The sequence below is a fragment of the Flavobacterium litorale genome, assembly GCF_019613795.1.
Taxonomy (GTDB): Bacteria; Bacteroidota; Bacteroidia; order Flavobacteriales; family Flavobacteriaceae; genus Flavobacterium; species Flavobacterium litorale.
In genome coordinates this window covers 79,570-100,573 of the sequence record NZ_CP080429.1, presented here as the reverse complement: position 1 = coordinate 100,573, position 21,004 = coordinate 79,570, and the positions used below count along the sequence as shown (strand labels likewise).

Below are 21,004 nucleotides of genomic sequence, written 5' to 3'. Positions count from 1 at the left end.
GTAAAATGGTTTATACCGTACAAATATTTATATATTAAATTTTTACTTATGCTAAAACATTTACATTTAAAGAAAATTTTGTTTACTGTGGTTTTCCTAGTTGTAGGAATAAGTTCATGGGCGCAAGGATCGGAGTCTTTCTCAAATTTGGGTTCCAATTCAAGTGCTTATAGCACCAGAAACTGGACTGGTGATGGTGCTATAGGTTGGACGGCTAACGATGCTAGAACAGACCAAACTATTACGGGTACAGCAATAACACTACGTACTAGTACATTAACAAATACAACTACTATATCAGGAGGTATTGGTACTTTGAGTTTTGATTATAAAAGGTCATTTTCAGGAAACTCTACTTTGAGAGTTTATGTGAACGGTGTACAATATGGGGGTGACGTAACAGTTTCGAGTGAGAGCGTTAGTAATTTTTCTCAAGAAATTAATGTTACTGGAGATGTTACTATTGAAATTCAAAACTCGGTTAAGCGTACAACAATTGATAACATTTCTTGGACGGCAGGTGCTCCTGCAGGTCCAACAGTAACTACAGGAGCTGTTAGTGACGTAGAAGCAGAAGCTGCTATACTTAACGGTAGCATTACAGGGGGTGATAATACTTCGGTATCATTCGAGTACGGAACAACAACATCATACGGTAGTACAGAGGCTGGAGACCCTGCTACGTTAAGTGATGGTAGTTTTTCTGCTATTGTAATTCTTGATGTAAATACAGAATATCACTACAGAGCAGTAGGTGGTACAGAGGTAGGTAACGATGTTAGTTTTTATACATTAGCTAATGTGCCTAATGCTCCTACAGTGAGTAACATAACTACTACGACTTTAGATTTAGCTATTGGCGCAGGAGACGGTAACCCTACTACTACAGAATACGCTATATACGATTTAATTAGTGATACTTCTGTGCAGGCAGACGGTACGTTGGGTGCTAATGCATCTGAAGCTTGGAATACGGCTGCTGAATGGAGTGCTATTACGATAAATGGACTTACCGATAACACTACATACAATTTTTATGTAAAAGCAAGAAACGGTAGCAATGTAGAAACAGATTACGATGCCAACGGTGTTGAGGTAACTACACTCGAAGATACGTCACCAAGTATTCAAGCCGATGCACTTACAGCCTTCGGTAACGTATGTATTAATACAACAACTTCAGAGAATTCTTTTACAATATTAGGCGAAAACCTTACATCAGACGATGTTATAATAGGAGCACTTTCAGGTTATACGTATTCTACTACTGCAAGTGGTACATATACAACAACACTAACATTAACCCCTGTAGGAGGAGAAATTCTTGAAGATATATATGTGCGTTTTACACCTGTTGCAGTACAATCGTACAATGGCAATATTTCAATAACAGGAGGTGGCTTAGCTTCACCTGTTACAGTAGCAGCATCAGGTACTGGTGTTAACGATGCACCAACGGTAACTACAAGTGCAGCTACAGCTATTACTACAACTACGGCTACTTTAGGCGGAAATGTAACAGCAGAAGGGTGTGCAACTGTAACAACACGTGGTGTAGTAATTGGTACATCAACATCGCCAACAATTGGTGGTTTAGGTGTTACAGATTACGCAGCAGCATCAGGTGGTTCAGGTTCGTACACAGTATCAGCTACAGGGCTTACATCAAATACAGAATATTACATAAGAGCTTACGCTACTAGTAGCGCAGGCACAACATATGGTAATGAGGAAACCTTTACAACCCTTTGCGGAGATTTTACATTACCATTTACAGAAGATTTTGAGGCGGTAACATTCCCACCAACATGCTGGACAACCTTTATTGGTACAAATGGTTTGGGTACAATTGACAATTGGCAGAGAATAACATCAGACACTTATGATGGATCAGCGGGTACAGCCTATGTTGCTTTTGAAGATGTTTCTGGTGGAAATGCAGAGGATTGGCTAGTAACACCGCCAGTTGCATTACCAAATACCGATGGTACTATTGAACTAAAGTTTCAAGAAGCTCAGGACTTTGATGCAAGCTACGGAACAGAATATTATGTAAGAATAGCAACAAACAATCCAACCGATCCTGCATCGTACACAGATATTATAACCTATGGCGAGTCTGATTTACCTAGTCTTGAAACAGGGACTTATGCCGAAAGGACTATTGATTTAACTGCTTACGAAGGGCAAACAGTATACATTGCTTTTGTAATGATACAAAATAATGGTGATAGCTGGAGTATAGATAACGTTTCAATAACAGAAACTGCACCACCATTAGCTACACCCGTTGCTACTGCTGCTACAGATATTTCAACAACAGGTTTTACAGCGAATTGGAATAGTGTAGATGATGCAACAAGCTACAGGCTTGATGTAAGTACAGAAGCTAACTTTGGCACAGGTACAGGTTTATCAGAGTTAATTATATCAGAATATGTAGAAGGTGGAGATCCGCTAACGGGTAATAACAGAGCAATTGAACTTTACAATGGTACGGGCAGTAGCATCGATTTATCGAACTATTCTATTGCGCGAAATAATGAAACTCAGTACAGTCTTTCAGGTACGCTTGCCGATGGTGCTACTTACGTAATTGCGAATAGTGGTGCTGATTCATCAACACTAGCTTTAGCAGACTTAACAATTTCGTTTGGCGAAAGTACTGCTATGTCTTTTACGGGTGATGAAAATGTGAATTTATATAAGAATTTCGTGTTGATAGACCAAGTTGGGAATGCCCCAACTGGTTCAGGTACCACTAACGTTACATTGCGAAGAAAGTCTACTATAACTGCTCCTTCATCATCATATACAAGTAGTGAGTGGGATACTTATAGTATAAATAATATTGATGATTTAGGAAGTCATACTGCTGCAGGCGGTTTCACACCATCTTATGTAACAGGTTACGAAGATTTAAACGTTGGAAACGTTACCAGTTACGAAGTAACAGGATTAACTGCTGGTACCAATTATTATTACAGAGTAAGAGCTGTTTCTGATACCGAAACTACGGCTAACTCTAATGATATAACAGTTACTACAGGTGTAGAAAATGTTTGGAATGGTACTGCTTGGACAGGTGGTAGCGCTCCAACAAACATAGATGCAGCTATTATAGAAGGAGAATACAATACAGCCGATGACGGCGAGTTTACAGCATCTTCAATAATAATAAATACAGGTGGTAGCATTGTAATAGCATCAGGTAATAACCTTACCGTTACCAACGGAGTTGTAAATAACGAGGCTGCATCGTCATTTATTATAGAGAATAATGCTAACCTTATACAAGTAAACAATGCATCTAACACAGGAGATATACAGGTAGAGAAAGATAGTTCGCCATTATACCGATTGGATTACTCTTTATGGTCATCACCAGTAGCAGGGCAAAACTTATTAGCCTTTTCACCACAAACACTAACCAATCGTTTTTACAATTACGATGAGGGCACAGACCTTTATACTGCTATAGCACCAGGTTCAAATAATTTCCAGCCAGGAAATGGCTATCTTATTCGTATGCCAAACAACCATGTTGACTTTGTGGATGAAGGTACACCAGGTCAAACTTGGACAGGAACGTTTGAAGGAGTACCAAACAATGGTACTATAACAGTAGCTATGGAAACCGCATTAAACGGATACAATTTAGTAGGTAACCCGTATCCATCACCTATAAATATTTCTGATTTTTATGTAGCCAACACAGGAACAATAGGAGCAGGTTCGGCATTGTATTTTTGGAGAAAACGAAATAACCCTGGAAGCACAACATACGCTACTATAACAAACGCAGCTTATACTGCTAACTCCGCAGCAGGTGGCGATACAGGTTCAGGTACTTTTACAGGCGACTCTGGCACTTGGGTAATTAACCCTGGGCAAGGTTTCTTTGTAGAAGCCACAGGAGGATCGTTAGAGTTTAACAACACAATGCGAAGAGGAGTTAACAATGGTCAATTCTTCAGAATGCAACAACCCGAACAACAAAGCTCACGCATTTGGTTAAACCTTACCGCAGAAGGTAAATTTAGTCAAACAGCTATTGTATATAATAGTAACATGACACTGGGTATTGATTATGGTTGGGATGGAAAGGCTCTAGTAGGAAACGATCCTGTAGCGCTATACAGTACAGCTGCGAATACGAGCTTAGCTATACAAGCCCGACCAAGTTTTACCACTACAGACGAAGTACCATTAGGATTTTATGTTGAAGAAGCTGGAACATATACCATAAGTTTAGACCATGTAGACGGACTGTTTACAGCAGGACAAGACATTTACCTTATTGACCACGTAACAGCACAATTAATTGATTTGAATGATGTAGATTATTCATTTACTACAGCATCAGGAACGATTAATGACAGGTTTACTGTAGTATACGACCAAGCCTTTCTTGGTAATGATACACCAGAACTTAATCCTAACCAAGTAGTAGTTTATCAAGCAGAAAATGGTATTAACATTAATGCAGGTACATTAGATATTACAGCGGTAACCATTTACGATATGCGCGGTAGAACACTATATAGCAATAATAACGTTAATGCTACAGCAACCACAATTAGTAACCTACAATCAGCACAACAAGTGTTAATTGTAAATATAGCTACAAGCAGAGGTACAGTTACCAAAAAAGTAGTTTACTAGTTACTAGTAGAGAAAGTAAATAATTATATGCACAATAAAAACCCCTTATCATAACGATAAGGGGTTTTGTTTTTTTGTTAAATATAGTGTAATCTGGTTACTGTAAATAATTACAAGTTTAAGGCAATAAAAAAACAGCTTAATTAATATCGCCTAATTAAGCCGTTTATAGTCGGGGTGGCAGAGTTTGAAACTTGTTATGCAATGTTTTGTATAGCAATAAGTTACAGTTTTTAAGAAACAGCTGTTATCCGATTTATTGACGATACTTAAATTAACTCAAAGTAAATTGCTTTACTTTCTGACGGTAAAGAGATAAACTTTGTTAAATATGAAAACAACCCCATTAGCAGTACTTTGAAATTATCAAAACACCGACCAAGAGCATCAGTAAAAGTACTGGGTTGAGTTGGGAAAGCCAATCACTAGGGCGAAAGGGAAGTATCCAAACGCAGAGCCGATGTTTTTTTCAGATTGAAGCAAGGGGAATTTGTTGATTTATTAAAACTTTGGAAGACTAATAATATTTTTAAAAGTGATCTGATAAAATTTATTAATGTCTATAAAGATTACACAAAAGAAGAATTATATATATTTATTGGAAATAAAATTTCAACTAAAAAGTTGAAAAAAATACTTGGAAATTATTTAGAAGAATCATTAGTAATTTATGATACTGTTAATAAATAACATTTATAGAAAATAGCATATTATGTAATAATTAAAAATTAGCTTAGAGGTGTAAGGCTAATAGTTGTCCAGTTTTCTATTTGTTAACTTAAAGTCAAAGATTTAAATCGTATTGCTAATTCAAATTTTTAAATTTGCAAAATGGATGTTTTAAATGTTTTTCCTATTTTAAGTTCTGTTTTTGGACTACTCTTGGTTGGTTTTATACTGTTTAATAAATCTGGGTTAGGGAAGAATAAAAAGATACGCTACGTTTTATCTTCCTTGTTATTAATATATGTGATTACCTCATTAGACTACTATCTTTCAATCAGTAATCAAATAAGTCCCACATTTTCAGGTATAACTTACTTTTTATATCATTTTACGGGTGTATTATTCTACTATTTTATAGTTCTTTATACCAATTCTGAAATAAATTTAAGAAAATGGATACCTATAGTTATAGGCTATACCATTCTTAGAATGGTAGTTTTTCTTCCTTTTGACCATTTTCAGAACTTAAAGGAGTTTGTGGCTTCTCTGGAAACATCAAATTACGGAATATTAATATTGGCTGAATTTATAATTGTAAGCTTAATTAATATTTTTCTGATGATTTTTGCATACAAGAAATTAAAACAGACCCCATTGATAATTGAGTTGAACGAGAGTCAAAAAATCCATTATAAATGGATTAAGATTATTATCATTGCGATTGTGTTATTGCAAATTGTAGTGTTTGCAACTACCATTCTTGGAAGTTTTGATATAGGGAATTTTAATTATTATTTAAAATTTGAAACATTAATATATGCTATGTTTTTCTTCATATTTGCATTTTCCATTATGCGCTTTCCCGTATTTGCCTACACTGGCAATTTTGAAGATTTATCCAACACAACTATTCAAAAGTATGCAAAATCATCCTTATCAGACTCATCAGAACTTTTTGAGCATATTAAAGCAATTGTTAAAGAAGAAAAACTGTATCTAGAGTTCGATTTAAAATTGAATACGGTTGCCGAAAAAATGGATAATTCCGTTCATCATATATCACAGGCTATCAACCAAAATGCACAAATGAGTTTTCCTGATTTTATCAATACATTCAGAGTTGAGGAAGCCAAAAAGAGACTCATAGAACCTAAACCTGATACAATTTTTACTATTTATTTAGATGTAGGATTTAATAGTAAGGCCGCCTTCTATTCGGCTTTTAGAAAAAATACAAATATGACGCCTACAGAATTTAAAAAACTTCACAATTCCGAAAATTAATGTAACACGTTGATTATATAAAAATTAAAAATACCAAAAGTGTCTTCCCGATAAAAGAAGACACTTTTTTTGTGTCCAGCATTATAGGGAAAAGCAACCAGAAGAATGCTCCAAAATATATTTGTCCCAATCAAAAAAAACAGTATAAACAATTTAAAATGAAAACAATTATGATAAAGGTAGCTTTAAAAACAATTTTTATTACAGCTCTATTATTGGTAGGAACTTTTGCAAGTAATGCACAATCCAATGGCAATTTTAAATTAGGTATAAAAGCTGGTGGCAATCTTACTAATTTAAAAAATGCCAATGCTAAGGCCAAAATAGGATTAGCTGGTGGCGTTTTCACAGAATATAGAATCTCTGAAAAATTCTCGGTTCGTTCAGAGGCTCTATTTTCTATGCAGGGAGCTAAGGGAAAAGGGAGTTTTGAAACCGTAAAGTTAAACTACATAAACGTGCTGCCAGGACTTGCTAAATTTTATCCAGTTAAAAGTTTTAGCATCGAACTAGAACCCTACGGCGGCTTTTTGGCCACATATAATAAATTATTTTGAAGATGCTAGAAAAAAGACAAAGAATAATAGGATATGATGTTGCTCGTGCACTAGCTGTATTTATAATGGTCTTTGTCAACTTTAATTTAGTATTGACTAGAGTAGATGATGAAGGTGTACTAACTGGTATTTTAAATCTATTACAAGGTAAAGGAGCTACTCTTTTTATAGTATTGGCTGGTGTTGGTATCTCACTAATGATTAAGGCCAATGTAAAGAACGACGAAATAAAATTAAGAGAAAAAAGAAATGTATTACTAAAACGGGCTCTTTTCCTTTTTGTATTCGGGTTGCTTTATATATCTATATGGCCTGCAGATATTCTACATTATTATGGATTTTATATTTCTATCGGTGCTTTGTTGATGACATCACGTTCTGTTAATCTATGGATGATTATAGTTCTTTTGATTACGGTTTATCCGTTTATTCTGGATTTTGTGGACTATGAAAAGGGCTGGAATTGGAAAATCAATGAGTATACCGATTTTTGGACTTTTACCGGTTTTTTTCGCAGTTTATTTATCAACGGTTTTCATCCAGTAATACCTTGGGTAGCTTTCGTGTTGGCTGGTATATGGCTCGGCAAGCAAAATATGGCTAACAAGAATAAGAGAAACTTTATCCTACGGTTATCCCTAACCATATTCGTTCTGGTTCAGGTGGGTTCTTACAAGTTTATTGAGGTCGTGGTACTTTTAACCGATATACAGGTTGAAGATGCCGTAGCGATTTACGGAACCAAACCTATGCCGCCAATGCCGCTATTTATGATTTCGGGAATAAGCTGGTCTTTTATAATCATTATCGTTTGTATCCAGATGACAGAAAAAGTAGATAGAAAAAATCCATTAGGTTTTCTGGCAAAGACAGGTCAGCTGGCATTTACCCATTATATTCTACATGTAGTTGTGGGTATTTTAAGTGCATATCTAATTTTTGGGGAAAACAATTTAAGCACTCTGGCAACCTTTTTATATGCACTCTCTTTCTGCTTTGCTTTGGTTGTATTCTCAGTTTTTTGGCGAAGAAAATTTACAAAAGACCCTGTTTCGATATTTATGAGGTCGATAACAGGATAATAATAAACTATTAAAAAATAAAATAAAAATGGTAATAAAAAACAAAATAATGAAAAACAGTATCAAGATGTCAACCTTTACATGTCTATTGATAATTACTATGAGTTTCAACTCACACGCACAGCAAAGTAAAAAAAATGTTTTAATAAATACATGGCATATAGATACTTATATGATTCAAGGTAAAAAGTACCCACCATCCAGAAAAGAAAAAAATGATTTTATTCAATTTAATAAGGATATGACTTTTTTTTCCAAATCAGAAGGCAAAGACGAAAATGGAACTTTCATTTATAACACAAATGGAGCATATATAGAAATGATTGATGAACAAGGAGGTAAATTAAAGGCTTATATCATTTCAATTACAAAGAAAAAATTAGTACTCAAATTCGATATTGAAGAACTTAGGGAAGTCGAAATACATTTTAATGCTCATATTTAATCAATAGTCTATGAAAAATATCCTATTTATAGTAGTGTTACTATTAATGAGCTATTCAGCTGTTTTTTCTCAAACAAACATTGAATTAAAAACCGTTCCGTTTGAGATTCAACATCAAAATTTTTACATAGAAAGCGTTTTTGACGACAGACCAGTACAACATTTGGGAATTGTGAAAGATATTTCCGGAAACGAATCGAAATTTCAGTTAAAAGATGGAGCTTCTGTAGCAATAAAGAAATTTATGGATGTAGCTCTAGATAAATCAGATGAGAGAATTCCGATTACTATTAGAATCAAGGCGTTGGAAATTAAACAAGTTCAAACCAGTATCGATGAGATAACAGCACGGATTTATATTAGATTGGCTTTTTTTAGTGAAGAGGGACTTACTGAAGGAGAGTTATTTAATATCAGTCATAATGAAGATCAAAATTTTTCCTTGTCCAATTCTACAGAAATAGTTGAAACCCATGAAAAAAGAATTCGGGCAGCTTTAGAATATTGCATGCAAAGTTTTGTGAATAATCCTAATGTAGTCACTAAAGGCATTATTTCTAAAAAAAATGAGAACAGCACTTTACATTTTTCTAAAAGTAGGTCATTATTGCAAACCAATGTTCCTTTAAACAGGTGGTTTAATCTGTTAATATTTAAAAAAACATCAGACAAGCATCACAACGGATGGGAAGTTGGTTATACTGGTTTTACAGATAGTGATAGTAATTTTATTATTCCGTTTGAAATATCTTATGGGCAATCTAGAGCTAAAACAGATAGAGTGAGAGAAAGAGGTTACAGTTCCATTGATACCTATGCTTTTGGTAGCGGATTTAGCGGCTTAATCAAAATTATACCTAGAGTATATGTTGATATTGGGTTGAACATACCCATAGGTATGGAAGTGCTAAGGGATTTAGAACATAAAAAATCACATAACTTTCTGATTGGTGTTGGTGCTAGTCAGGGCGTAAAAATTATTCCATGGAAAGAATTCGGAATCGTTATTGGGGCAGGTATCTCTCAACAGCTACAGACTTCTAAAGTGTACAAAAGAAATTTTGGATTTGAATTGGAATTGGGTATTAACTTTTAAATCTGTTTTGAACAGATAATACATCAATTCATTGACCAAAATAGGATGTCAGAAAAAATCAATGCCCTTTTTATGAATTATAGAGACATACATTTTAAAAACTAATACTATGAGCTTTGCTAGACTTGTTTCTCTATTTGAGGAATCGCCTTTTATGACCTATATCGCTTTCTTTTTTATCTTTAATATAGCTTTAGTTGCAATTGAAGTTATAATTGACCTTGTTACTTCCAAAAAAAGACGTTGGAAAGATTCATTGGCTAACTTTAGCATTTTTTTAATCAATCAGGTTTTAGAAAAAACGATTGTAGGTACAATAGGAATTATCGCATTAATGCCATTTCATTATCTTACACCTTTAGCTATTCCTAATACTTGGTGGACTTGGGTATTGGCAATAATTGCGGCAGATTTTACGTATTATTGGATGCACCGTATGGAACACGAACACCGAATTTTATGGGGGAATCATAGTGTACACCATTCTTCTGAGGATTATAATCTAACCGTTTCTTTTAGGTTGAGTGTAGTAGAACCTATGATTGAGTGGATATTCCTAATCCCAATGATTCTTATTGGTTTCAGCCCTTTCCAAGCCATAGTAAGTTTAGTGTTTGTAGCACAATTTCAAACTTGGATTCATACAGAACGAATTGGAAAACTGGGTTGGTTGGATTGGGTTTTTAACACACCTTCTGTTCATAGAGTCCATCATGGTTCAAATCGTAAATACTTAGATAAGAATTATGGCGGTATTACAATGATTTGGGATCATATTTTTGGAACGTACCAAAAAGAAGAAGAAAAAGTAATTTATGGACTTACCAAGCCAATAAACACAAATAATCCAATAAAAATTAATTTTATAGAATATAAAAATATTTGGGAAGATGTAAAAAAGTGTAAAACATTTAAAGATAAACTTCGCATCATTTTTGGAAATTTAATATGGAAACCAAAGTACTTTAAAGAAAAAGAAGAGCAGAAATGAAAGTAGTACAACAAGCTTTGGTATTTTTAATAGTTAGTTACCAACCTACTCACAAAAATCCTTGTCGATTTCCTACTAGGTTCTTATTGCAAAAACACCAGCACAATTAGTAGTAATAAAGGTAAAAACACCTATTTACAATTCCGGCATTTGGATATTTGATTAATATGCCGTAAACAATGGCATATACTTCTTTTTGACTAATGGATTTTTTCTTTTCATTTCGTACGTTCCTTTTGAAATCTCTGAATTATTTTCCAAAATCGAATAGGTGTTGTTTTTATTCAGTACCAATACTACTGTTTTTTCTGTGGAAACAGGAGCTTCATCTGTGTTGTTACCAGCACCACCTTTACCAGATGTCCAACACTATTTTCCTATTACATCTGAGCTGATGGGTAGGTTATCTTCTTTTGTACAAAAAATTAAGATGAAGATAAACGTTGACATTAAAATCATTTTTTTCATAAGTTTAATTTTTATTAATTGCCAATTAGAAGTGTTATTCGGCACTTTATTATAGGACGTTTGTTATTTGATAGTACCTTATAATTAATTTCAAATAATAATTTAAAGACCTGAAATCCCTATCAAATAAGGGTTTAATTGCAATTAATGAAAACCATTATTTCAATTAAGAGGCTTTATTTAACTTTTCGACCGAGAATATTTTATAGATTTACCAACTGAAAAATGAATAAAAGAATTCTCTTTAAAAGAAATTAATACAAGCTTGGTTTAGTTTATTAATTGTTTGCAGAGAAGTAGAAAATTAGTAAATGAAATTCGCAAAAACCAAGAAAAAAATATTCTCAATATTATTTGACAAACATTACAAAAGGCTATTTAATTATGCCTTTAAAGTTGTTGGGCATAGGGATATTGCAGAAGGTTTAGTCCAAGAAACATTTATTAAACTCTGGGATAATATCGATAGCATCAAAGACGATGAACGTTCTATTGAATCCTATCTAATTACAGTTTTAAAAAATAAGATAATTGATAATTATCGGAAAAAACAAACTCAAGAAAAGCACCTCAATTTATACAAGTTAAACACTGAATTTATTTCTGATATTGATAGTAAGTGGGAGTTAGAAAAAGAAATAGATAAAATCTACAATTCGTTACCGCCCCAAACTTCTGATATTTTTAAACTATCAAGAAATAAAGGTCTCACATACCCCGAAATAGCTTCCTTAAAAAAAATCTCTAAGAAAACGGTAGAATCCCATATTTCAAAAGCTCTTGATGCTTTTCGAAAAGGATTAAAAGATTATTTGTAAAATAGAAATAGGGTATTGCTTAGTGACAAACGTTTTATAGTAAAACACCTTATTATGAAAGATATAGTTGGCGAAACTGAGATTTGGGTCTATGTTTCGCAACGTGCGGATAAGGCTACGCGAGCAAAAGTCGAGAACTGGAAAACTTCAAATGATTTTGATGAAGAGTTGTTCAATTCAATAGTAAAACTTTATAAGATTACAGGTAGAAACCCATTTGATGATACTATTAGTATAGAAGAAGAGAAAACCAAATTTTTCGAAGTAGTTGCACCTACCAATATAAAAAGCCTGAGCATACAAAAGTACTTAAAGTATGCTGCTGTAGTTATGTTGTTTATCTCTATTATCGGTATTATCTACCAAAACTTTTCAAGAAATATAATTACAGTAGAAACGGGTTATGGAGAAGAAAGGCAAGTTGCTCTTTTGGATGGTTCTACAGTTTGGTTAAATGCCCGTAGTAAAATTTCCTATGAAGAAGATGCTCCCAGAACAATCCAATTAGATGGTGAAGCCTTCTTTGAGGTAGCAAAAGATAAAGCCAATCCTTTTACTGTAGAAACACCTGATAAAGTTATCGTAAAAGCTCTGGGCACAAGTTTTAATGTCAAGGCCTATCCAGAAAATTCATATTTAGAAACCACACTTTTAACAGGAAAAGTTGAAGTATCATCAGCAGATTATTTTGAAGAGAAAATTATCATGCTCCCAAATGACAATATTAGAATTATTAAGGCAGATGGAATACCAATAAAGACCACAATTCAAAACAAGAAAACTGTTTTGGCTTGGAGAGCCGGTAAAATTCGATTTGAAAATATGCCGTTTAAAGACATTGCTGATGATTTGGACAATCAATTGAATATAAAATTAGTTTTTGAAAATGAAGCAATTGCCGAATCTAGGTTTACTGCTGTTTTTGATAAATCGACCCCCATGGAAGAAATTTTAGAAGTTCTTAATACTTCCAAGAATTTTGAATACAACCTAAATCAAGAAACAAATGAGTGGATGATTAAATAAAAAAAGTGGGAAAATTGGAGCTTTCCCACTATAACTGTCAAAAAATAAATCTTCGAAGATTAGTATTAATTAACAATATTCAAATTTATGAAAATAAAACAAATCGTTGTTTCATTAAAACAGAAACGCGTTTCAAAAAGAAGAATTTTTTTAATGAAATTATCATTCACTATATATCTGGTATGTTGTTTTCAATTAATGGCATTTACCAGTTTTTCTCAAAATAAGGTTAGTTTAAAAGTGGAAAATAGTTCACTACAAGCAATCCTGAGCCAGATAGAATCTCAAACTAAGTTCAACTTTGTGTATAATAATGATGAAATAGATGGCAACCTAAAATTTAGTATTGATGTTCTTGAGAAGGATATTACCTCTACCTTAGATTTATTGTTTAATAATACAGAGATACATTACAAACTTCGAAAAAATCTTGTTATACTTTCCAACCGAAAATCCCAAAATAAAAGTTACACCATAAGTGGTACTATTAAGGATGCTGCAACTGGCGAGACGCTCCTCGGAGCGAATATAATTGTGGTTGGTGAAAACAAAGGGACTACCACTAACGAATATGGGTTTTACTCTTTGACCCTACCTCAAGGTAATTATACACTGCAAATTTCCTATCTAGGATATACTTCTATAAATAATATTCTAGAGTTAAACGATGACATCAAACTAAATTTTGAATTACAGCCTTCGTCAAACGTGCTTGATGAAGTAGTGGTTATCTCAGATACGAAAAACAAAAGTCAGGTGCGTAATATCTTATCTGGTGTAAACAATTTAAAAGTGGCTGATATCAAGCAGTTGCCCGCTTTTTTTGGAGAGCCTGATATAAACAGGGCAATATTAACACAACCGGGTGTAACTTCTGTAGGAGAAGGTACTTCGGGTTTTAATGTTAGAGGTGGTAATATTGACCAAAATCTTACCTTGCTTGATGAAGCACCATTATACGTGTCATCACATTTATGGGGACTCTTTTCCGTAGTAAATGCTGATGCAATCAAAGACATAACACTATATAAGGGGGGAATACCAGCAAGATATGGCGGTCGAGCATCTTCGGTATTGGACATCCGTCAAAAAGAAGGTAATTCCAAAGTATTTAAAGGAGAGGGGGGGCTAGGGACACTATTCTCAAGGGTAACCCTAGAAGGACCAATAGTAAAAGAAAAATTGAACTTTTTGGTGTCTGGTCGTAGATCATATTTCGATTTGTTTTTCCCGTTAATAGGAGGCGACATTGAAAACAGTAAAGTGTTTTTTTATGATTTGAACACCAAACTATCATGGAATATTAACGAGAATAACAAATTATTTGCTTCGGGATATTTTGGAGCAGATGTTATGAAGTTGGATGACACCGCTAGTGCCAGTGAGCCTAATGAGCCTAATGAACCTGATGCTTCGATAGATTTCCGTTGGAAAAATGCCACAGCTACCCTGCGTTGGAATCATCTTTTCTCGGATAAACTTTTTATGAACTTATCAGGAATTTACAGTAGCTATGCATATTCTTTAGTATCCCAAAATGATAGTGGGGGATTTATAAACGGTGCTGGTACGTTTAAATGGAATTCTGGAGTAGAAAATTGGATAGTAAAACCCGATTTTACCTACTATACAAATCCAAATACTAAAATGAGATTTGGAATAAATGGGACACTTTATAAATTTAATCCAGCAAAACTTTCAAGTAGCGAAGCAGGATTAAGCCCCAAGAAGTTCAATATTGATAAAGGTTTGGAAATCGCACCTTATTATGAAATAGAAAAGACTTGGGATAAACTTTCTTTAAATTTTGGGCTTCGTTACTCTTGGTTCGGAAATATTGGTCCGAACACTGTAACGCTTTATAATCCAGACTTTCCTTTAACTATAAATACAATTACCGATATTAAAAAATACAAGAAAGGTGAAATTATTAAAAGCTATTCGGGCTTTGAGCCCCGCCTTTCGCTAAAGTATGGTCTAAATGACAGAAAAGCTTTAAAACTGGGATATAATAGAACATTTCAATATATCCATTTAATATCGAATACTGCGGCTGCATTACCTTTTGATATTTGGAAACCTTCAGGTACGCATATAAAGCCCCTTGAGGTAAATCAGATATCAGGAGGGTATGCTTATGACACCCCAAATAAAAGGTATAACGTAACAGTTGATGGATATTATAAAACATTCAAAAATTTTGTGGAGTATAAAAATGGGGCCGATTTATTCATAAATAAAAATATTGAAACGCAATTGCTGCCAGCCGAAGGATATGCGTATGGTTTGGAGCTTGGAATTTATAAAAACAGAGGTAAACTTACTGGAAATTTTAATTATACCTATTCCGTATCCAAACGAAAAACGACAAGTAAATTCAATGCAGAAAATATAAACAATGGGGCGTATTACCCTTCCAATTATGATAGACCCCATTTATTGAATATTACCGCAAATTATAATTTAGGTAAAAGATGGGATATAGGTATTTTCTTTACGTATCAAACAGGAAGACCTAGTACGGTGCCAACGGGTAGATTAACTTTTGACGGCAATCCTTATTTGACATATTCTGATAGAAATGCATTTCGAATCCCAGATACCCACAGGATGGATATTTCTTTTACCTATAAACCAACCGGAAATCCAAATACAAAATGGCAAAGTAGTTGGAACTTTGGACTCTACAACGTATATGGCAGTCCTAATGCCTTTTCCGTGTTTTCTACCTTTCAAAACAACGAGCTAAAGACCTTTAAGTTTTCTGTATTGGGAGCCCCAATACCATTCATCGCCTATAACTTCAAATTTTAATTCTTATGAAATCAATTTATAAACTAGCAATATACTTCTCAATTATAGTAATGTTCACAAATTGTGTTAGTGAAATACCCAATGCTTCTAATTTTGAGCCGCAAGTATTTATTTCGGGCTTTCTTACAGGCGGAACGGAATATGTTACCATAAAAATTCAACAGACCGTCCCTGTTGATGAACAAGATTTAAATCCAATAAATGATGCCCAGATTTCCCTATTTACAAAAGACTCTAGTGGAAATGAAGAGTTAATTACCAACTCTTTTAATGTAAATAATGGTACATACGAAAGTTCTGAAATGATAACATCTATTGAGGGTAGTACATACTGGATAGAAATAATACTGGTAGATGGAACCACATTTGTTTCAGATGAAGAAATCTTGAAGCCTGCAATAATAATAAACGACATTGAAATAACAAATGAGCTCAACCGAGTGATTTTTTCAGACCCTATAGATGATAACAATTTCTATTTAATCAACTTTCTGTTTTTTAACAATGGTATTTTTGACCTTAAAATAAATGAACTTACGAATGACGTCCTTTTTAATGGAAATGATAATGCGACTTTTGATTCAACAGAATCTCTTGTTAATGATCCACAGGAAGTACGTGTGAGCATTTCAAACCTGAATTTTAATTCTTATCAGTTCTATTTAAATCAATTTGAACAGTTTGAAAATCAAATTGTAAATTCTGGAGGTGAAGATGATCCAGGTCAATTATTCATGCCACCACCTGCAAATTTAACTGGCAACATAATGAACACAACCAACAATACTAGAGCTCTTGGTTTTTTTAGTGTACAAAGTACTACTCAATTCATTAAGAACTTTTAGGATTAAGTACTAACATTTGTAATTGTAAGAATGATGAGTAGTTATTATAAAGAGAAGCAATAAGGCCTTAAGACCTTGTCTGTATTTACTAAGAATAATCAAGTGTTCTTAAAAAAGGAGGCTTTTGATTTAGTGGGCTCTGTAGGTGAGAAATGGCATCCTATAAGTTTCAAATGGATACCAGTTATTGTTTAAGTAGGCAAACGGTTAAATTCAATACTTAATTAGAATAATTATCGAAAACAAGAAAAATGGAAAATAACAAAATCAATTTTATCGAATTGCAGGCAACAGACTTAAAGGAAATCAAAAAATTCTATGGTAACGCCTTTGGCTGGACATTTACAGATTATGGCGATACCTATTGCGATTTTCATGGAGCAGGAATTTCTGGAGGATTTACCAAAACAAATAAAGTGACCACTGGAGGTACCTTAGTCGTTCTCTACCATAAAGACCTATCCATTGCCATAGAAAATGTAAAGAAAAATGGAGGGAAAATTGCAGTGGATATATTTTCTTTCCCTGGAGGTAGAAGATTTGAATTTATTGACCCCAATGGAAACAAATTGGCCATTTGGTCGGATAAATGAAGAATTGACATATAGCATTTGCAATACCGCAAGATTCGGGTTTTAGGCGCATCTGCCACAACGTAATTTTATCCTAAATTTTAAATGAACAAACCATGGAAAAATTACAGAATAAAACCATCCTTATCACAGGGGCCAATAGAGGCATCGGAAAATCATTGGTAAAAGCAGCTCTTGCCAAAGGAGCGGGTAAAATTTATGCCACAAGTAGGGGTATAAAAAATTTACCCGATTTTGGAGATGACAGGGTCGTGCCCCTTGAGTTCGACATTACAGACAACAATCAAATTGAGTACATTGCAGCAAAAGCTTCGGACACGCAGGTACTCATCAACAATGCAGGTGTATTGAACCCTGGCACCGTTTTGGAGGGCGATATGGAAGGTAAACAAAAAGATATGGAGGTTAATTATTTTGCCACCATAAATATGATGCGTGCGTTTGCCCCCATACTGGAAAAAAATACGCCTGCACGTATGGTAAACATCGTCTCGATTGCAGCCTATTCGCCGCTTCCGTTCATTGCAGGGTATGCAGCCTCAAAAGCTGCCCTGTTTTCGGCAACGCAAGCAGTTAGAATAGAATTGGCAAAAAAAGGGATAACGGTACATTCGGTCAGCCCTGGTGCCATTGATACCGACATGAACAAAGGCAGTGAATGGGAAATGCCGGCTCCAGACGGAATTGCTGAGATTATTTTAAGTGAGGTGGAAAACGGAGTATTGGATATTATTCCCGATGACATGGGAAAAGGTATGTACAATTCTTGGAGGGAAGCGCCTTCCAATCTGGCACAAACCTTTCACGATATGTACCATGGGGAAGAGTAAAGCTAAAGCCTCTCCTTAAAAGTAAAAAGTCAGGTGGCAGTATCAACCCCGAATGCACAAAACAATTTTCATTTGTACCTGTATTTGGGGTAAATATTTCAAAATAGTATGTTCAAACTTATTATATATTATGCTAAAAAGCCTAAACAATAAAAATGATACGAATTATGTATAGTTGGAAAGTAGCACCCGAAAACTTGGAACTTTTCATTGAGACGTGGAAAAGAACAACCAAGACTTGCAAGATTGACAGCAATACTGACCCAATTGCAATCAGAACGGATTGTGACGGCAATAGATATTGCCGAAAAACATAACGTGGGTATCGGAACATTCGGACACTTGAAAATCGGGTATTCCAATCGCAACCGAAGAAGGAAAGGGTTATTCCATTATGGACGGCTAAATTCCACCTGTTATGTTTACTCCTAAAGAAGAGGCGAATGCCTTGATAACGGCAGAACAGCTCATCAAAAAGAACAAAGACCAATCACTACGAAAGTGCCATAACAAAAATAGGACATCGTTACCCTTGATTTCAATTGGATATAAAAAAACCAGAAAATATTAATCTTCTGGTTTTTAACGTATTATGATTTTGTTGTGTACCTACAAAACCATAGTTTGTCGGGGTGGCAGGATTCGAACCTGCGACCTCCTGCTCCCAAAGCAGGCGCGATAACCGGGCTACGCTACACCCCGAATGTTACAATACATATTATTGTAGTAAGGGGATGCAAATATACTATTATAATTTATTTACCAAAGTAATAAAGTTACTTTATTTAAGTATAGCTAAAACTGATGCTTTTGGGTAGGTGTTTTTTAATTAAAAACTTACATTTGTGTATTACAAACATTAGTAATACTATATTATGTCGGAAACAACTATAGAAAAAATTAAATGCCTTATTATAGGTTCTGGTCCTGCAGGGTATACTGCAGCAATATACGCAGCAAGAGCTGATATGCACCCTATAATGTATACTGGTATGGAGCCTGGTGGGCAACTTACCACTACAACAGAAGTAGATAACTTTCCTGGATACCCCGAAGGTATTGACGGACCAACCATGATGATGCAGCTGCAAAAGCAAGCAGAGCGTTTTGGTACCGAAGTACGCATAGGTATGGCTACAGGTGTTGACTTTAGTAAAGAAGAGGGCGGATGGCATAAGGTAACTATAGATAACAACAAAGAAGTTCATGCCCAAACGGTAATTATTGCAACAGGAGCAACAGCTAAATATCTTGGTTTACCTAGTGAGCAACGCCTTAGAGGTGGTGGTGTATCAGCATGTGCGGTTTGTGATGGTTTCTTTTACAAAGGGCAAGATGTTGCCATAGTTGGGGCAGGGGATACTGCCGCCGAAGAGGCAACGTATTTAGCCAACATTTGTAAAAGTGTTACCATGCTAGTACGTAAGGATTATATGAGAGCCTCTAAAGCAATGCAACATCGTGTAACCAATACACCAAACCTTAAAGTGCTTTTTAATAGTGAGGTAGATGAGGTTATTGGTGACCAAGTTGTAGAGGGACTTAGAATTGTAAACAATCAGACGAATGAAAAAACAGAGATTGCTATTACAGGATTATTTATAGCAATTGGGCACAAGCCAAACACTGATATTTTTAAAGGACAGTTGAATATGGATGAAACAGGTTATTTGTTTACCGACCCCAAAACAACTAAAACCAATATGCCAGGTGTTTTTGCTTGTGGTGATGTGCAAGATAAAGATTACCGACAAGCCATTACAGCAGCAGGTTCAGGTTGTATGGCGGCGTTAGATGCCGAGCGTTATTTGGCTGCAGTTGGAGCACATTAATTAATATACAGTACATACAAAAAAAGCAGTACCAAACGGTACTGCTTTTTTTGTATCTGTAGTTTGTAAAATTTATTCTTTTTTGTAGAGTGTTGCGTTTTCGGTAAAAGCAGCTACATTTATTTTAGGAGTTCCGTACAGTCGAATTTCAGCTTTTCCGTTTGCCGATATATTTATAGTTTCTGTAGCTAATATATTGCAGTTACTGTAGCCTTCGGCTAAGATGGTCATATCTTTAACGGTAAAATTTCTGCTTTCTAACTCTGCATTATTGTCAAGGCGTATATGTGCTTTGGCAGCATCGCCCTCTATTGTAGCGTTTGATTTTTGGTATAAATCTAGTGCAGCACTTTGGGTGGCTATTAATGCTTTTAACTTTGCATTTTTGCTCAGTATAACGGTGCTACTATCCGATTGTACATTAATTTCAGCCTTAGTTTTATCATCCATTATTAAGCTAAAATTTTTGGATTTTACGTTTAAGTATGATTCCGAATAGTCTAAATTCTTTATGGTAATATTACTTAATTCCAAGCCAGAAATAGCATTAAGTACTACCTCATGTTTTGCTATAACCGATGTAAGTTTGTCGGTATACGTAACGCGTACACTTAATTTTTTAGCACTGGCTACTCTTTTGGTAGTTGTTATTCGTAGGGTACTGCCATAGCTTTCTGCTTTAATAATTTCGTGTAAGTTATCATCAGCATCTACTTCTAATCCTTCGGTGTCGCCTTTTATTAAAAATACCTCAATATTATCTTCTATTTCTATGCTATCAAAGCTACTTACCTCTTTTTGGGTAACACTAACGGTTTTAGAGCCTTTTATTTTCTCTTTTTTCTGGGCTGTTACTACGGTAGTAATAAGTACTGTAAAAAGTACTATAAACGCATTCTTCATAATATGTTGGTTTGTATGTAGCAAATATAAAAAAACACCAGCGTGTGCTGGTGTTTTTATTGTGAAACTATTATTTAATTGGTAGTGCT

15 protein-coding genes, 1 tRNA gene and 1 pseudogene are annotated in these 21,004 nt (G+C 34.6%); 15 read left to right on the top strand and 2 right to left on the bottom strand.

Features of this window, described 5'->3' with window-relative positions; all coding sequences use genetic code 11:
* The first annotated feature begins 48 nt into the window (after positions 1-48).
* The 14 genes and pseudogenes from K1I41_RS00505 to K1I41_RS12480 all read left to right on the top strand — a co-directional run.
* A complete protein-coding gene (locus tag K1I41_RS00505; protein WP_220640742.1) occupies positions 49-4,665 on the top strand; it encodes a RemA C-terminal-like gliding motility protein in 4,617 nt (1,538 codons plus the stop codon).
* An 831-nt stretch (positions 4,666-5,496) separates the two neighbouring features.
* Positions 5,497-6,615: a helix-turn-helix domain-containing protein gene (locus tag K1I41_RS00500; protein WP_220640741.1), complete on the top strand. Its 1,119-nt coding sequence runs from the start codon at positions 5,497-5,499 to the stop codon at positions 6,613-6,615.
* A 158-nt stretch (positions 6,616-6,773) separates the two neighbouring features.
* Positions 6,774-7,172 carry an outer membrane beta-barrel protein gene (locus tag K1I41_RS00495; RefSeq protein WP_220640740.1) on the top strand — a complete coding sequence of 133 codons (399 nt, stop codon included), beginning with the start codon at positions 6,774-6,776 and terminating at the stop codon, positions 7,170-7,172.
* A gap of 2 nt (positions 7,173-7,174) precedes the next feature.
* A complete protein-coding gene (locus K1I41_RS00490; protein WP_220640739.1) occupies positions 7,175-8,254 on the top strand; it encodes a DUF418 domain-containing protein in 1,080 nt (359 codons plus the stop codon).
* Positions 8,255-8,303: 49 nt separating this feature from the next.
* Complete coding sequence (locus tag K1I41_RS00485; protein WP_255566942.1) at positions 8,304-8,699, top strand: lipocalin-like domain-containing protein; 396 nt, start codon at positions 8,304-8,306, stop codon at positions 8,697-8,699.
* Positions 8,700-8,709: 10 nt separating this feature from the next.
* Positions 8,710-9,795: a hypothetical protein gene (locus tag K1I41_RS00480; RefSeq protein ID WP_220640738.1), complete on the top strand. Its 1,086-nt coding sequence runs from the start codon at positions 8,710-8,712 to the stop codon at positions 9,793-9,795.
* 109 nt (positions 9,796-9,904) lie between these two features.
* Positions 9,905-10,786 (top strand): sterol desaturase family protein, encoded by an 882-nt coding sequence (locus tag K1I41_RS00475; protein WP_220640737.1) that lies wholly within the window; start codon positions 9,905-9,907, stop codon positions 10,784-10,786.
* Between the two features lie 779 nt (positions 10,787-11,565).
* Positions 11,566-12,072 carry an RNA polymerase sigma-70 factor gene (locus K1I41_RS00470; protein ID WP_220640736.1) on the top strand — a complete coding sequence of 169 codons (507 nt, stop codon included), beginning with the start codon at positions 11,566-11,568 and terminating at the stop codon, positions 12,070-12,072.
* Between the two features lie 54 nt (positions 12,073-12,126).
* Positions 12,127-13,098: a FecR family protein gene (locus K1I41_RS00465; protein WP_220640735.1), complete on the top strand. Its 972-nt coding sequence runs from the start codon at positions 12,127-12,129 to the stop codon at positions 13,096-13,098.
* 87 nt (positions 13,099-13,185) lie between these two features.
* Positions 13,186-15,912 (top strand): TonB-dependent receptor, encoded by a 2,727-nt coding sequence (locus K1I41_RS00460; RefSeq protein ID WP_220640734.1) that lies wholly within the window; start codon positions 13,186-13,188, stop codon positions 15,910-15,912.
* A 5-nt stretch (positions 15,913-15,917) separates the two neighbouring features.
* Positions 15,918-16,757 carry a DUF4249 family protein gene (locus tag K1I41_RS00455; protein WP_220640733.1) on the top strand — a complete coding sequence of 280 codons (840 nt, stop codon included), beginning with the start codon at positions 15,918-15,920 and terminating at the stop codon, positions 16,755-16,757.
* 251 nt (positions 16,758-17,008) lie between these two features.
* The gene (locus K1I41_RS00450; RefSeq protein ID WP_220640732.1) at positions 17,009-17,350 is read left to right on the top strand and encodes a VOC family protein; all 342 of its coding nucleotides are present in this window, start codon (positions 17,009-17,011) and stop codon (positions 17,348-17,350) included.
* Positions 17,351-17,445: 95 nt separating this feature from the next.
* Complete coding sequence (locus K1I41_RS00445; protein WP_220640731.1) at positions 17,446-18,180, top strand: SDR family oxidoreductase; 735 nt, start codon at positions 17,446-17,448, stop codon at positions 18,178-18,180.
* A 210-nt stretch (positions 18,181-18,390) separates the two neighbouring features.
* Positions 18,391-18,682: pseudogene (locus K1I41_RS12480) on the top strand (helix-turn-helix transcriptional regulator); the annotation flags it as partial.
* Between the two features lie 125 nt (positions 18,683-18,807).
* On the opposite strand, the gene K1I41_RS00440 reads toward K1I41_RS12480, so the two are convergent.
* Positions 18,808-18,882 (bottom strand) — tRNA-Pro (locus tag K1I41_RS00440).
* Positions 18,883-19,055: 173 nt separating this feature from the next.
* On the opposite strand from K1I41_RS00440, the gene trxB reads away from it, so the two are divergent.
* On the top strand, positions 19,056-20,012 hold the full coding sequence (trxB, locus tag K1I41_RS00435) for a thioredoxin-disulfide reductase (protein WP_220640730.1): 957 nt from the start codon (positions 19,056-19,058) through the stop codon (positions 20,010-20,012).
* Positions 20,013-20,084: 72 nt separating this feature from the next.
* On the opposite strand, the gene K1I41_RS00430 is transcribed toward trxB, so the two are convergent.
* Positions 20,085-20,915, bottom strand: coding sequence for a GIN domain-containing protein (locus tag K1I41_RS00430; RefSeq protein ID WP_220640729.1), 831 nt, complete (start codon positions 20,913-20,915; stop codon positions 20,085-20,087).
* Between the last annotated feature and the right edge of the window lie 89 nt (positions 20,916-21,004).